9 protein-coding genes are annotated in these 15,671 nt (G+C 35.5%); 5 read left to right on the top strand and 4 right to left on the bottom strand.

Going from position 1 to position 15,671, the window contains the following annotated elements; translation table 11 throughout:
• The first annotated feature begins 11 nt into the window (after positions 1-11).
• Both BTR_RS05680 and BTR_RS05675 read left to right on the top strand, forming a co-directional pair.
• The gene (locus BTR_RS05680) at positions 12-842 is read left to right on the top strand and encodes a hypothetical protein (protein ID WP_244393513.1); all 831 of its coding nucleotides are present in this window, start codon (positions 12-14) and stop codon (positions 840-842) included.
• 2,366 nt (positions 843-3,208) lie between these two features.
• On the top strand, positions 3,209-3,820 hold the full coding sequence (locus BTR_RS05675) for an invasion associated locus B family protein (protein ID WP_012231768.1): 612 nt from the start codon (positions 3,209-3,211) through the stop codon (positions 3,818-3,820).
• 69 nt (positions 3,821-3,889) lie between these two features.
• Here BTR_RS05675 and BTR_RS05670 read toward each other — a convergent pair whose 3' ends face one another.
• On the bottom strand, positions 3,890-6,505 hold the full coding sequence (locus BTR_RS05670) for an Rne/Rng family ribonuclease (RefSeq protein WP_012231767.1): 2,616 nt from the start codon (positions 6,503-6,505) through the stop codon (positions 3,890-3,892).
• Positions 6,506-7,100: 595 nt separating this feature from the next.
• On the opposite strand from BTR_RS05670, the gene BTR_RS05665 reads away from it, so the two are divergent.
• From BTR_RS05665 to prfB, 3 genes are all read left to right on the top strand, one after another.
• Positions 7,101-8,330, top strand: a complete 1,230-nt coding sequence (locus BTR_RS05665; RefSeq protein WP_038473585.1) for an N-acetylmuramoyl-L-alanine amidase — start codon at positions 7,101-7,103, stop codon at positions 8,328-8,330.
• A 169-nt stretch (positions 8,331-8,499) separates the two neighbouring features.
• The gene (locus BTR_RS05660; RefSeq protein WP_012231765.1) at positions 8,500-10,965 is read left to right on the top strand and encodes a penicillin-binding protein 1A; all 2,466 of its coding nucleotides are present in this window, start codon (positions 8,500-8,502) and stop codon (positions 10,963-10,965) included.
• Positions 10,966-11,133: 168 nt separating this feature from the next.
• Positions 11,134-12,262, top strand: a protein-coding gene (gene prfB, locus BTR_RS05655; RefSeq protein ID WP_122364087.1) for a peptide chain release factor 2 whose coding sequence is annotated in 2 segments (ribosomal slippage) — positions 11,134-11,202 and positions 11,204-12,262 — 1,128 coding nt in all. Because the reading frame shifts where the segments join, the coding sequence is not laid out codon by codon here.
• A 356-nt stretch (positions 12,263-12,618) separates the two neighbouring features.
• Here the strand turns inward: prfB and BTR_RS05650 are convergent.
• The 3 genes from BTR_RS05650 to BTR_RS05640 all read right to left on the bottom strand — a co-directional run bounded on the left by BTR_RS05650 (position 12,619) and on the right by BTR_RS05640 (position 15,538).
• A complete protein-coding gene (locus BTR_RS05650; protein ID WP_012231763.1) occupies positions 12,619-13,104 on the bottom strand; it encodes a peroxiredoxin in 486 nt (161 codons plus the stop codon).
• A gap of 212 nt (positions 13,105-13,316) precedes the next feature.
• Complete coding sequence (gene tyrS / locus BTR_RS05645) at positions 13,317-14,570, bottom strand: tyrosine--tRNA ligase (RefSeq protein WP_012231762.1); 1,254 nt, start codon at positions 14,568-14,570, stop codon at positions 13,317-13,319.
• Positions 14,571-14,857: 287 nt separating this feature from the next.
• Positions 14,858-15,538 (bottom strand): alpha/beta hydrolase, encoded by a 681-nt coding sequence (locus BTR_RS05640; protein WP_012231761.1) that lies wholly within the window; start codon positions 15,536-15,538, stop codon positions 14,858-14,860.
• Positions 15,539-15,671 lie beyond the last annotated feature (133 nt).

The raw sequence follows: 15,671 nt of genomic DNA, 5'->3' as shown, positions 1-15,671 counted from the left end.
CGATAGTTTTTTTGTTACTTCCTTTAATGTGTGGCGTAAAAAACTCTTATGCTGAGTTTAGCTTAACTGAGTTATCACTTTCTGGTTTAACGCTTAATGAGAAATATAAGCGTATTAAAGAAAGACTACAAGTTATTGAAAAGAGGATAAAATTTATTGAAAAGACATTAGCTGATTTAACGCTTTCGCAAATACGCTCTCATAACATAGAACATGATAGGCTTATACAAGAATATAGTGACCTTAATGGAGAGCGTTATAAGCTTTCTTCAAGGCTGAGTGACTTAGCGAAAGAAATGGAAGAATTGGCATATAGAGCGCATAGGGCAAGAGAGTATAGAGTAGGAGAGTATGAAAGAAAATTAAGTAAAGCTAAAAAATATCTAAAGTCTCGAAGCGCTTCTGAATTAGGAACGACTGGTGATACAGCAAGTGTAGAAATCCTTAACGATAGAGAGATTGATGAAACGGTACGATTCTATCCCGTTCTGGTTCTTTCTTGTAAAATTGAAGAAAATCTGTTGGACAGTGATATAGGGGATTTATTGCGGAAGGATTTTGGTTGGAATCAAGAAGATTTTAGTTGGGCGAAAGATGCAATCAATTCAATAGATCCTGAATTAATCAGACACTTTGAAGAACGAATGGTGATTAGTGTTTCAGATTTTGAAGAACAGATAATTACTGGTATAAAGGATATGGTGATGAGCAATCCTTCAAATGTAAAAGCTGCTCCTTTATTATGTAGAAGCACGAGAGAAATATATACTATAATGCTGCCAGAAAAGAGAAAGAATATTATAGATCGTATGCGTTCTCATTTTGAAGAATGGTTCAAGTAAAGAGTACTTTTTTATAACAGTATATTTTATAAACTTTATGAAAAATTTCTTTAGGTGAATACAGTAAAAAATTAAGTTAATAATTTAAACAAGAGAGATATTTATAATAAATAGTTTAGTTATATATAATTTTTAATTATTTATTATATAAATAATTTTTCATATCTAAGCTATTATTATTCTTATTACATAAGATACAATTTAATCATTTTAATGGCTGTTCATTTCGTATCATAAATCTTATTTCATTAATACGATAAGAGAAATACTTTATAGCTTTAGGTTATTTTATATAAGGGAACAGAGTGATATGTTAAGGTTCAAATCATTAACCATTTATATCTTCGATATTATGAAAGATGAAGGAAGTTTTATCAGCACTTATTATTTTAAATGATTTTTTATCCGACAAATAGCCAAAATAAATTGATAAAGCTATTTTTATGCGCGTTATAAAGTTGAAAAATAATATCCATACAGAATATGTGGATATTTAAAATAGGCACAGAGCCATCCATTGTTCAGGAAATTAAAGCAGTAACTTTCTAGAAATTCAGAGTTTTCTTTAAGTAACAAACTAATGCAATATAAGTCGACATCCAAATCTGTATTGAGCACCGCTGTTATCATTGCTTCTATAGAAGGATTATCTGCTCCAAAAAAAATTAAAATTCCCTTTAAATTTTGAAGGAATCAAACCTTAATAGTTTATTTATTCATTTTATGCATAAGAAAAATTTTTAAATTTTGCTATAATTATATCGTATTCAAACATAAAATATTTTTGATTTTCTTATCAACGCTGGTTCTTATTTCAATACGAATACCAAATTTCTCAGTACACCTAAACTTATTTCATGATGATTCTTATGAATCGTACAATATAAAATTTTCCGTGAAGTGTATAAGTTTTATTATCATCACTTTTGTTTAATAAAATTATAAGGCGGCTCTATCATACAATTGTTATTTCCCAATGTTGTACGACAGTATTGGACAAGTGAAATGATTCCATAAGGGGTATTTTATTCTTTTGTTCAATAGTTTTTATTTTATATAACCAACACCTTTTGTGATGGGAAAGTGAATAAATTTTATTGTTTCAATATAAGGGAGGTTTGGCTATTAGAGTTTCTATAATACATTGATTTATAATAATTAATTTTTACATATGGAATAAAAAAAACAAATAGTTTAAGATTCTCTCATTCCAAATCTGTTTACGTTGAATTAATCAAAATCATTCGCTTGTACATTACAAGGGGAGAAAGCATCGGGACAAAAGCTATACAAGAAAGGAATAAAAATGCCTCTTACGAATCATTTCGAGTACCAAGAGCTATTATCGCACAACATTAGAAGTAGGAGCAAAGTGTGATGATGCTGGTTTGCTCATTCATACACGTAAAAATGGGGAGCTCAATGGCTTTATCGTTATATTATTTACGGATGAGTTTAGGTGCCTCTTAAAAAAGCGCATAAAGCATAAATATGTATTACAATGGCACGGTGTGATCCCATTAAAGCAATGCGATAAAAAAAAGCGTGAAGCAATGCGTAACCTTCATTATAAAAACACTAAATTATTCTTATAGATTAATATGTTATTCTCTTCTAAAGGAAGTTTATTATAAAAATGTTTTCATCAGCTATAGATTTTTTGTCTGAAAAAATGTGTCGTCAAATTAAGAAAAATTAATTTCTTAGTCACGTATTTTAAAACTCAGCTTTTGCTGCCAAAAGCTATAAATATAAAGGTTTTATTACGAAAGATTCTTTATAACAAAAGCATACTACTATTGTTTCATAAACAATGATAGAAAATTGTTTACAGAAAAAATTCTTTTACAATTTTTTAAGCTGCAGATTAAGAATGGATTTAGTTCATCAATTATCCTTATAGGTTAGCTTTATCCTTTTCATTTATACGAGGAACAGATAAAAATATTAAGATTTTATCCGATATTTTGGAATTTCATGCATTGCAATATTTGTTGCTAAAGCCTTACAGCTTAAGAGTAGTAAATGTTTAAATTCGTAAGATTTTTAGAATAGTATAGGAGTTTACTTTAATTGATATTGCAATATTGATTCGTTTATGCAATCTTAGCGCAGACGCACAAAGATGTTTTATGGATAAATTCCATCAAACACCCATGTGATAAAGAGGGGAATGCTATATTGAGTGTATAAAAATTTAAATGGCTTATCGTAGTTTTTTCTCTAAATTTGACTTTTTTTTTAATATTGAAGTAAAAATGATAAAATTAAGTATTATTTCATTATAATTTAATAAATTTAAGTTGAAGTTATATTTAATATTTTTTTAAGTTACTTAAGAGCGCGTTGAAAGGATTAACTTAATCATGTCGCATAAAAATGTCTATTCTGCTGTTTCAGTATTAGTTGGAGCGGCTGCCCTTTTTCTTATAGCTGGTATTTCTGCAAATGCGCAAACTTTATCGCAAGGTTGGTACAAAGTTTGCAGTAAGCAGCATGATGTTGATATTTGTAATACAATGAATACTGTATTATCGAATACGGGACAACCTTTAACGGCTTTTAATCTTGTTGAAATAAAAGGGAAACAAAATGAAAAACGTATAGGTATTCAAGTACCTACAGGTCGTTTTTTACCAGAAGGTGTTAACATTCAAATAGGTGATGGCTTCTCTAAAAAAATTCCTTATATCATTTGTAATGGACCAAGTTGTATTGCTAATGATGTCTTAGATGATAAGCTTATCGCAGCTATGAAAAGTGGTACAAAAATGGTTGTAACCACAGTTAATTTCCGTGGTTCAGCTAATCCTATTGAATTTTCTCTTAATGGATTTACAGCTGCGTATACCGGTCCTGGTATGGAAGAAAAAGATTTCCAACAAGAGCAAATAAAGCTGCAGCAAGCCATTCAATCCAATCAAAAAGAAATTGAAGAGCGTATGCGGGCTGAGCAAGAGAAAGCAAAACAAAAATAATACGGAATTTATTGAAACTTTTTCTGTTATTCAAACCGCCACAATTTTTTGTGGCGGTTTTTTTAATTGTTAATTTTTTGAAAGAGTTCTACGTTTCCACCAACCAATACGTGCAGTTTTAGGAGCATCATTAGATTCTGATGAGATAACAATGGGTTGGTTAATCGTTTTTTCAATTTGGGAAGGAGAGGATTCGATAACTTCCCCCACCTCCATTATACTGACTGCCTCTAATGTTTTTTGTATTTCTGTTGTTTCTTTAGAGGATGATTTTTTACGTGTTCTACGTGTTGATTTCTTACCATTTTCAGGAGTTTTATCCTCTCCCTCATGGACAGATTTACCTGCTTTTTTTGTTTTAATTTTACGGACTGAACTGTTTGTAGGTTTTTCTTCGGCGACATTTTGATCATTCTCTAGAGAAAGATTATTGTCTACTGCCTTTGAAGAACGTGTTTTACGTTTTTTAGTTTTAACACTTGTATCAACTTTTGTCGCTTCATCTTGCTGTTGTACAGCGAGAGCTTGTGTATCATTTTTTATTTCTTCAAGTTTAGAAGATTTAGCAGATGGAACACGACGTTTGCGGTGCGCTGCTTTAATTTCTGCTAAAGCTTGCTTAGCAAAATCTCCTACTGGTTCTGCGTAAGGAACGCGAATCTGATGAAAACTATTATCTTGATTGCGTCGACCACCACGACGTCCTCGACGGCGTCCTCGACGATAAGAATCATCACTCAAGGTATCTTCTTTTTTATCAATAGCGGAGAGAGAATGATCAGTCATTTCATCGTGACGATTTTTGCGTCGACGTTTTTGATTTGTTTCAGTGGGAGGGGAATTTTCAAGAGATTCACTTTTTATGAAAACAGAATCTTCAATTTCTTGCTTATTATCATCTTCAAATGAAGATTGAGAAATACTTTCTGCTATTGTGCCTCTAGAAATAACAAGATGCTGCGTTCCAATACTATCATCTGCTTCAATACTAATATTAAGTTTAAAGCGTGCTTCTAAATTAACAAGAATATTGCGTTTATGATTTAACACATAAAGTGCTGTTGCTACGGGTGTGCGCACTATAATATTATATTGCGAATTATGAAGAAGATATTCTTCAATTGAGCGCATGACATGTAAAGCAATTGATGATTCAGAACGTATACTTCCTGTTCCTGCGCAATGAGGACAGGGCTGTGTTGTACTTTCTAAAACGGATATACGAATACGTTGACGGCTCATTTCTAAAAGGCCGAAGTGTGAAATATGACCAACTTGAATACGAGCACGATCATTTTTTAAACAGTCTTTTAATTTTTTTTCGACCAGTCGCACATTGCGTTCTTCAAGCATGTCAATAAAATCAATCACGATTAAACCAGCAAGGTCACGTAAGCGCAATTGACGCGCTACTTCTTCTGCAGCTTCAAGATTAGTTTGTAAGGCTGTCTTTTCGACAGAGAATTCTTTCGTAGAGCGTCCAGAATTTACGTCAATAGCAACAAGCGCTTCTGTTTGATTAATAACAAGATAACCACCAGATTTTAAAGAAACCTGTGGTTGCAACATTTTATCAAGCTGAATTTCAATATTATTTCTTGCAAAAATAGGTGTAGGATCGCGATAAGGTTGCACGACTTTTGCGTGACTTGGCATAAGCATACGCATAAAGTCTTTTGCTTCACGATATCCTTGGTCTCCAGAGACAAGAATTTCACTAATGTTTTTATTATAAAGATCTCGTATAGAACGCTTTATGAGATTACTTTCTTCATGAACAAGGCATGGTGCCGTTGATTCAAGTGTTAAAGTGCGAATAGTATCCCATAGCCGCATAAGATATTCATAATCGCGTTTAATTTCAGCTTTTGTTCTATTGGCGCCAGCGGTTCGCAAGATAACGCCCATACCCTTTGGAACGGCTAATTCTTTTACAATTTCTTTAAGACGTTTACGGTCTTGCACATTCGTAATTTTTCGTGAAATACCACCACCGCGTGCTGTGTTGGGCATGAGAACAGAATAACGACCTGCTAGAGAGAGATATGTTGTAAGTGCAGCACCTTTATTACCACGTTCTTCCTTGATGACTTGCACCAACAAAATTTGACGTCGTTTAATTACTTCTTGAATTTTATACTGGCGCCCTTGTTTTCTTTGGTACGTTGGGAGCTCTTCACGGATGTCCTCAGCACCGACCATTTCAATCTCATCATAAGAGGCATCCGCATTTAATATTTCTTCTGTATGATCAATTGTTACAGATTCGGATGCGATATCATTTTCAACATCGGCTGCTATGACATTGTTTTTCGCATTTTTTTTTGTTCTTCTGGAGCGTTTCTTATTTTTAGTTGTTTCTTCCGTGAAAACATCTGCTGGATTTTCTCCTACAGCTGCTTTTTCCTCTTCTTCAAGAAGGGCAAGGCGATCAGCAATAGGAATTTGATAATAGTCAGGATGAATTTCAGAAAATGTTAAAAAACCATGTCGGTTTCCACCATATTCAACAAAAGCTGCTTGGAGAGATGGTTCTACACGGGTAATACGTGCAAGATAAATATTCCCCTTGAGCTGTTTTTTATGTTCTGATTCAAAATCAAGTTCCTCAATTTTGTTGCCGTGAATAACAACAACACGTGTTTCCTCCGGATGGGAGGCATCTATAAGCATTTTGTTTGACATAAGTTAATATCCTGAAGGCGACATGCACAATTTTATTTAAACGAACGGTGTAATTATTCGTAGACGTAAAGGGCTGTCTGCCATAAAAGGGAGGTACCAGAAAAACAGGACGGAACATCACGTGTAGATGCATGACTGCATTTACACCATTTCTCATCATCATTTCCATCCGTTTTTTATGACTCATATTTCTTAAAAGTCTCTGGTAGAATAATCTTTAAAACAGTTCGGATATCCGAACCAACGAATCTTAATTAATGCAATCCTAATTTTATAACATAGAAATTTTTCATCCATAACAAAGTCTCAACGCATAATATGCAACAACCCCTTTAAAGACAACTTACTATGAGTTACAGATAATGAGATCTATTATCAGTTAGGAAGCACAATATTCTTTTATGTTGATATCATACGTTTGGCAAGTAACAATGTAAATCATGTATCGTGATAATATTTTTATTACCTTAATTTCATTTTTGAGTGTTTATAATGAAGGGGATTAGCATTTATTGAAAAATAGAGAATAAATTGGTGGATCGTTTTTATATAACCAAGATAAATTATTATAAATGTAGTGTAGAGTACTTTGCTTATGATAAGAATTTTTTTTACCCAAAAGCTGAAAACAGCCTGTTGGGATGTTATTGTGCAATTCACATGCTTTTTATTATTTTTTTTGGTATGCCAAACCAGTGTTCACGCTGAAGATTCTTTGAAACTTATTAATTTTCGAACCATTGGTGATAGTGCTCATACGCGTATAATTGCGGTTTTCAATTCAAAACCAAATGTTCGTTTGCAGATTTTGGATAGGCCTGCACGTTTGGTTATCAATTTACCTACAATTGACTTTTCAATACAAAATTCGCCTTTAAAGAAACAGAGTACATTGTCCGTTATGCTCTCAGATGTGCGTTATGCATTCTCTGATATACAGACTTCACGCATTATTTTGACAAGCAAAACAGCTTTTGTTGTTGAAAAAAGTATCATAAAAAAATTAGACAATGGTTTATGGCAGTTGCTGGTTGATATTCGTAAAAGTACACAAGAAAAATTTAATAATATATTAAAGAACCAGCAAAGGACCAATTTTGATAGAAAAGAACCGTTGATTTCGGCACAAAAATTTCGTGTTGTTCTTGATCCTGGTCATGGTGGTATTGATGGTGGTGCACGGGGGGTTACTGGAATTTTAGAAAAGGATGTAACTTTAGATTTTGCGCGGGCACTGCGAGATGAATTACAAAAAGACTCTCATATTAGCGTTGCTTTAACGCGTGATTCTAATATTTTTTTAAGATTAAGTGAAAGAGTTAAAAAAGCGCAAGAGTTTGATGCTGATCTTTTTATATCCATTCACGCGGATACGATTGATGTACATTCTCTTCGTGGTGCCACAGTGTATACCATATCAGATAAAGCCTCTGATGCCATTGCGAAATCTTTAGCTGAAAGTGAAAATAAGGTTGATTTACTTGATGGGTTGCCTGCAGATGAAACGCTTGAAGTTACAGATATTTTGATGGATCTTACACGACGTGAAACGCATACATTTTCGGTTAATTTTGCAAATAGTGTTATTTCAAGTTTATCAAAGAGCCATATAAACTTGATCAATAATCCTCATCGCTATGCTAATTTTCAAGTTTTAAGAGCTTCAGATATACCCTCTGTCTTGATAGAGATAGGTTATTTATCTAATAAAGAGGATGAAAAGTTATTAAACGACCCTCATTGGAGAAAACAAATGGCAGCCTCTATTGCTCATTCTATTCGTCAATTTGCTGATTATAGGCAGAAAATGGTACAGCCTCTTTAAATTTATGAGAAAATAGAGTATCAATATGGGTTTCTAGTGTATCCTAGTATAAATAAAAGATAGAAAACAATTTTTTCTTTGTCTCAATCTTGTGGTGTTATCCACGTGGTGTGATTGAAGTAACATATTTTTTCTTTGATCAATTCTTAAGAAAGCGATAGCCGTTTTTATGATGATTTTTTTAAGATATCTTCTTCGTTTTTTTGTTGCTACTGGACTTTGTGGCGCAATAACATGGGGTGTTATGACCAGTGGTCGAGCAAATGCACTTCCTGATTATGAAGTTCTTTCACTTTATGAGCCACCGGTAATGACCCGTGTCCATGCTTCTGATGGTCGTCTTATGGCAGAGTTTGCAACAAAACATCGCCTCTATTTACCGATTCAATCAGTCCCAAAGCTCGTTAAAGATGCTTTTATTTCGGCCGAAGACAAAAACTTTTATCATCATTTTGGTTTAGATCCCGAAGGACTTTCTCGAGCTTTGATCAATAATATCCGTAATATTGGTGTTGGAAGACGTCCAGAAGGTGCATCAACTATAACGCAACAAGTCGCTAAAAACTTCCTTTTAAGTTCAGAAACAACGCTAGAGCGTAAATTTAAGGAAGCTATTTTAGCAATGCGTATTGAAAAAACTTACTCAAAAGATCATATTCTCGAACTTTATCTCAATGAAATTTATTTGGGTCGTGGTACTTATGGTATAGCCGCTGCTTCTTTGACCTATTTCAATAAATCCGTCAATGATTTGACGCTAGAACAGTGTGCTTATTTGGCGGCTCTTCCAAAAGGACCAGCAAATTATGATCCGTTTAAGAATACGCAGCGTGCTATTGATCGGCGCAATTGGGTTATAGACCGGATGGTTGCAAATGGGTATGTCACGCGTGAACAAGGTGAAAAAGCGAAAGCTAAGCCTTTAGGAGCGACAATGCGTGGAAGCGATAGCTATGTTTTTGCGGCTGATTACTTTACTGAAGAAGTGCGTCGTCGTTTAATGCATCGCTATGGGGCTAAAACACTTTATGAAGGTGGTCTTTCAATTCGTACAACGCTTGATCCGCATTTGCAAATTCTTGCTCGACGGGCTTTACACAATGGATTAATTAAATTTGATCATGCACAAGGATGGCGCGGAGCTTATGCACATATTGATAAGAAAGATGATTGGGGGATAGAACTTGCGAATATCACGGGGTTAAGTGATGTTCCTGAATGGCGTTTAGCTGTCGTTCTTTCTGCAAATCCCAATAAAGTAGAGATTGGTTTACAGCCACAGCGCGAAGCTTCGGGGCTACTCTCAAAAAAACGCGAAATGGCTGTTTTATCTGAAGCTGATTCAAAATGGGCACTCCATGTTGTGAAAGAAAATGGTTATCGAAGAACTGTTCAGAGCTTGTCTCATGTTCTGCAAGTGGGGGATGTCATTTTTGTTGAAAAACTATCCAATACAAACAACACTTATCGTTTACAGCAAATACCCAAGGTTGAAGGGGCCATCGTTGCTATGGAACCTCATACAGGGCGGGTTCTTGCGATGGTGGGAGGTTTTTCTTTTGCTGCATCTGAATTTAATCGTGCAACTCAAGCTTATCGTCAACCGGGCTCTTCTTTTAAGCCGATTGTCTATGCAGCAGCGCTCGACATTGGATATACACCAGCAACGCTTATCTTAGATGGTCCCATCGAAGTTCGCCAATATAATGGTGAAGTTTGGCAACCTAAAAATTATGGTGGTACCTTTGCAGGACCTTCAACACTGCGTTATGGCATTGAGCATTCTCGTAATCTTATGACAGTACGGCTTGCCAATGATATGGGAATGCCTCTTGTCGCTGAATATGCAGAGCGCTTTGGTGTGGTCGATAAATTACAGCCTTATCTTCCCATGGCTTTAGGAGCTGCTGAAACAACAGTGTTACGGATGGTTACAGCTTATTCCGTTATTGCCAATGGGGGACGCTCTATTAAACCTTCTCTGATAGACCGAATTCAAGATCGTTATGGGAAGACAATTTATCGTCATGATGATCGTATTTGTGAAAATTGTAATACGCATTCATGGAACAATCAAAGAGAACCTACATTGATTGATGAGAGAGATCAAGTTCTTGATCCTATGACGGCTTATCAAATTACATCAATGATGGAAGGGGTTGTTCAACGCGGTACAGCTGCGCGTTTACGTTATCTTAATCGACATATTGCCGCTAAAACAGGAACCACTAATGATTCTAAAGATGTTTGGTTTATGGGATTTACTCCTGATCTCGTCGTTGGCGTTTTTGTTGGTTACGATCAACCAGCATCGTTGGGATATAATGGTACGGGAAGTTCATTGGCAGCACCTATTTTTGGTGAGTTTATGGAAGCAGCTCTGAAGGGGAAACCAGATGTTCCCTTTAAGATGCCAAAGGGTATGATTTTAATGCCAATTAATCGAAAAACAGGAATGCTTGCAGAAAGAGGAGATCAAGATGTCATTATAGAAGCATTTAAACCAGGGACTGGTCCTGCTGATATATATCAAGTCATTGGGGGAACGAATTCTTTTCAAGAAGGTGTCCCTGCAGTAACCACTTCTCCACAAGTCAACAAAGCCCTTGAAAGTGGGACAGGTGGGCTGTATTAATCGATAAAATCTCCTTTGCCATGAGTCTTGTTTTTATCTGTTTTTTATAGTGTTGGTCCTTTTAATAGAATGATGAACTTGTTCCATTTTCTAACGCAATCTATTAAATTTGTATAAAATGCTAAGAGACATAACCAGAAAGAGTATAGAAAAATACGGTGTTAAATTATGCGAGCAGAAATAGAAACATTAGTTGATGAAATCCAGAAGGCAATTCAATTGCTAAGGGGGCATCTTTGACTGGGATCAATCACTAAAGCGTCTCGAATATCTTAATCAAAAAGCAGAAGATCCATCATTATGGGATGATGCGCAACAAGCACAGGATATGATGCGTGAGCGTCAACGTCTTGATGATTCAATCAATGGCCTTTTATCATTTACAAAAACACTTGAAGAATGCATTGAGCTTATCGCTATGGGCGAAGAAGAAAGTGATGTTGAAATTATCGCTGATGCAGAAAATTCAATACGTCATCTTAAAAGTGAGATCGATAAAAGGCAAATTGATGTGCTTCTTTCAGGAGAGGCAGATTCCAATGATACCTATTTGGAAGTTCATGCTGGAGCAGGGGGAACAGAAAGTCAAGATTGGGCTTCTATGTTGTTGCGTATGTATATGCGCTGGGCTGAACAGCATGAAATGAAGGTTGAAGTTTTAGAAATTCATGATGGAGAAGAAGCAGGAATAAAGTCAGCGACGATTCTTGTAAAAGGGCATAATGCTTATGGATTGTTAAAAACAGAATCAGGCGTTCATCGCTTGGTACGAATTTCCCCATTTGATTCGAATGCAAAGCGCCATACCTCTTTTGCAAGCATTTGGGTTTATCCGGTTATTGATGACAATATTGAAGTTGATGTTTCAGAAGCAGATGTGCGTATTGATACCTATCGTGCATCGGGAGCAGGGGGACAACATGTTAATACGACAGATTCTGCCGTTCGCATCACACATATAAAAACGGGGATTGTTGTTCAGTGTCAAACTGAGCGTTCTCAGCATAAAAATCGTGCCACGGCTTGGTCGATGTTGCGTGCCCGTCTTTATGAAGAAGAGCTCAAAAAAAGAGAAGAAGAAACCAATGCTGTTGAATCTTCTAAAACAGAAATCGGATGGGGACATCAAATTAGATCTTATGTTCTTCAACCTTATCAACTTGTAAAAGACTTACGTACAGGGATTGAAAATACTGATCCACAATCCGTCCTTAATGGAAACTTAGATGCATTTATAGAGGCGGCACTTTCTCAACGTATTTATGGAAAAAACAAAGAAATTGAGAACATTCGTTAATGATATATCTCTACCTCAAATCGTGTCGATTTATTTCTTAAACTGTTTGTTTTATTAATGTTGTGATGTATCGATAGTCCTTGATACGTAAAAGATTGAAAGAGGTATTCTCTTGTTCTTTTTTCAACAGTCTCTTTAAGCTAATCCTGCTTATGATGGACGCAAGTAAGTTTTTTGATTAATTCAAGATAAGAAGGATCCGAAAGGAAAAAAGTTTACAATATTCGGAGGATTAATTTTAATGATAAATAATTAGTTATCTTTATAAACGAACATATTGCAAAAATTGAATCCCTTGGAAAAATAAAGTCAATTGGGGTAGGCTGTTGCTTTTAAAAGTATAGTACACCTCTCGTTTATACACCATCATTACGATGTAAAAGCGTTGCAGCAGCTAAAACGTTTTCAGCATGTCCAGATACACTCACTTTGCGCCATTCTTCTGCGATTTTTCCATTTGCATCAATTAAAAAAGTGCTTCGTTCGACACCCATATATTTGCGTCCATACATGCTTTTTTCCACCCAAACACCATATGCTTCAAGGGTTGTTTTTTCTTCATCAGAAACCAAAATGACATCAAGTCCATGCTTCTGTTTAAATTTATCGTGTTTTTTTACATTATCTGGAGAGATTCCAATAACAGCAACACCGATTTCCTCAAACTTCGTCTTTAATTGTGTGAAATCAAGAGCTTCGCTTGTGCATCCACTCGTATCATCTTTGGGATAAAAATATAAAACAACAAGTTTGCTTCTAAAGTCAGAAAGACAGATTGTCTCTCCTCCATCGCGTGGCAAATTAAAATCAGGAGCAAGAGTACCTTTCATTGATTTTATCATTTTTTATCTTTCTTTTTGAGTGAAAAGATCAATGACGAGCATAGAGAAGGAATAAAATTTCAACTCTTTAGAATAACACCAATTTCAAAGATCTTTTGCTATCATGTAAAAATTATTCTGTCATAAAAATTCAATAAAAAATGAGTAAAGAAGGCGCAAGAAACATCACTATCATGGACAATAATCTATAGAATGAATGAGACATCAATAGATTATAGAGGTTTAATCAATATATGCTTTTTCTTACCAAAAGAAAGTTTAATGATTCCTTCTGCTGTGACATCTTTTTCAATAATAAGGTGTGTTTCGTCCTTTATTATTTGATCATTAACACGTATCCCTCCACCTTGAATATGACGGCGCGCCTCACTGTTTGATTTTGCAAGTCCTGCTTTGACTAAAAGAGAGAGCAATCCAGTGCCTGTTTTTAATTCTATTGCACTCATTTCAACGGTTGGAAGATTTTCTCCAAGTGTTTTTTCTTCAAATGTTTTTCGGGCAGTTTCTGCGGCTGCATCGGCGAGAGCACGCCCATGCAACATGGCTGTAACTTCTGTTGCAAGAATTTTTTTTGCCTCATTAATTTCAGTCCCTTGTAAGAGAGAAAGTTTAAGAATCTCATCCATGGGTAATGTCGTATAGAGCTTTAAAAAACGTGTTACATCAGCGTCTTCTGTATTACGCCAATATTGCCAGAATTGATAAGGTGAAAGCATATCGGCATTAAGCCACACCGCACCATTCAATGATTTACCCATTTTGGCACCGGAAGAGGTTGTCAGCAAGGGTGATGTTAATGCATATAATTGCGGAGTTCCTAAACGATGTCCCAATTCGATTCCGTTAATAATGTTGCCCCATTGATCAGAGCCTCCCATTTGCATACGCAAGCCATAACGTTTATAAAGTTCAACAAAATCATAAGCTTGCAGAATCATATAATTAAATTCTAAGAAGGACAAAGAGTGCTCACGCTCAAGTCTCAATCTGACAGAATCAAATGACAACATACGGTTGACAGAAAAATGTTTTCCGACATCACGCAAAAATTCTAAGTAGTTTAAATGGCACAACCATTCCGCATTATTCACAATACAAGCATCGGTTTCTCGATCACCAAATGTTAAATAGTTAGCAAATACCTTTTTAATACCATCAATATTGGCTGCAATATCCTCTTGTGTTAGAAGCCGTCGTGCTTCATCTTTAAAGGAAGGATCACCGATCAATCCTGTCCCTCCGCCCATCAAAGCAATGGGGCGATGCCCCGTTTTTTGTAGCCAATAAAGCATCATAATCTGAAGAAGACTTCCAGCATGTAAGCTTGATGCTGTTGGATCAAATCCAGTATAAGCGCTTACCGTTTCTTTTGAAAAAAGATCATCTAAGCCTTTTTCATCCGAAATTTGGTGGATAAAACCACGTTCGCTCATAATGTGTAAAAAATCAGATTTAAAGGCAAACACAGAGTTAATTTCCTAATTTAAGAGGGCATTTTTTTGATTTATATAATAGATGATTATATAATGGATCATTAATGCCTTATCTACCATAAATGACGCACATATCACAAGAAAACCAGACACATTGATCATGAAGATAATAATACGGGGACTATTCCCTTTTTACGCTAAAAAACATAAGCCAATAGAAACAAAATTTAGAAAAATCGCAAATACAGTCTGAAAAGAAATCACCTCATTATGATCAGAAACGATTTTTGCTGATCTTTTTATAAATCTTTCGTGTTTTCCTAAGTGAGTGAAAGTATTTCAGGAGGAGAGCCTAGAAGTTCATTGGTGATGTGGTTATCCAAATAGTGGGCACATCGTTCAATCAGTTCTTCATGATATCCACTAAAAAAGTGATTAGCCCCTTCCAGTATTTCTTGTGTGATGATGATACCTTTTTGTGTTTTCAATTTATCAACAAGCAGTTGAACATCTTTAGGAGGGGCAACTTTATCGATACCACCATGAATGATAAGTCCAGAGGAGGGACAAGGTGCAAGAAATGAAAAGTCATAAACATTAGGCTGAGGGGCAACAGAGATAAAACCTTCAATTTCTGGTCGGCGCATTAAAAGTTGCATACCAATCCATGCTCCAAATGAATATCCCGCTACCCAGCAATTTTTAGAGTCTGGATGTTGTGTTTGCACCCAATCGAGAGCCGCCGCCGCATCTGAAAGTTCTCCTATTCCATAATCAAATTCCCCTTGACTGCGACCAATACCTCGAAAGTTAAAACGGAGAGTTGTAAAGCCACGTTGTTGGAACATATAAAAGAGATCATAGACAATTTTATGATTCATCGTTCCACCAAATTGGGGATGAGGATGCAAAATGATCGCAATGGGTGCATTTTTCTGTTGTGAAGGTTGATAACGCCCTTCGAGCCGACCCGCGGGACCGTTAAAAATAATTTCTGGCATAAAATGCTCCTTAAATGCTATAAAAGGCTCTCATTGATCTTGGTCGACTTTTACCATAGAATCTCTTAAATAATCATTAGATATTCTTTTTTAAGTGCACTTTTCAAGAAAATTGCGCTATTTTTTTAATCAA

Source organism: Bartonella tribocorum CIP 105476 (assembly GCF_000196435.1).
Lineage (GTDB): Bacteria > Pseudomonadota > Alphaproteobacteria > Rhizobiales > Rhizobiaceae > Bartonella > Bartonella tribocorum.
Note: the sequence above shows the minus strand (reverse complement) of the source record. Positions and strands in the feature narration are given on the sequence as shown.

Coding starts and splice junctions, on each gene's coding strand:
- BTR_RS05675 (WP_012231768.1), top strand. CDS start 3,209: ATGTCGCATAAAAATGTCTATTCTGCTGTTTCAGTATTAGTTGGAGCG.
- BTR_RS05665 (WP_038473585.1), top strand. CDS start 7,101: ATGATAAGAATTTTTTTTACCCAAAAGCTGAAAACAGCCTGTTGGGAT.
- BTR_RS05660 (WP_012231765.1), top strand. CDS start 8,500: ATGATGATTTTTTTAAGATATCTTCTTCGTTTTTTTGTTGCTACTGGA.
- BTR_RS05670 (WP_012231767.1), bottom strand. CDS start 6,505: ATGTCAAACAAAATGCTTATAGATGCCTCCCATCCGGAGGAAACACGT.
- BTR_RS05650 (WP_012231763.1), bottom strand. CDS start 13,104: ATGATAAAATCAATGAAAGGTACTCTTGCTCCTGATTTTAATTTGCCA.
- BTR_RS05640 (WP_012231761.1), bottom strand. CDS start 15,538: ATGCCAGAAATTATTTTTAACGGTCCCGCGGGTCGGCTCGAAGGGCGT.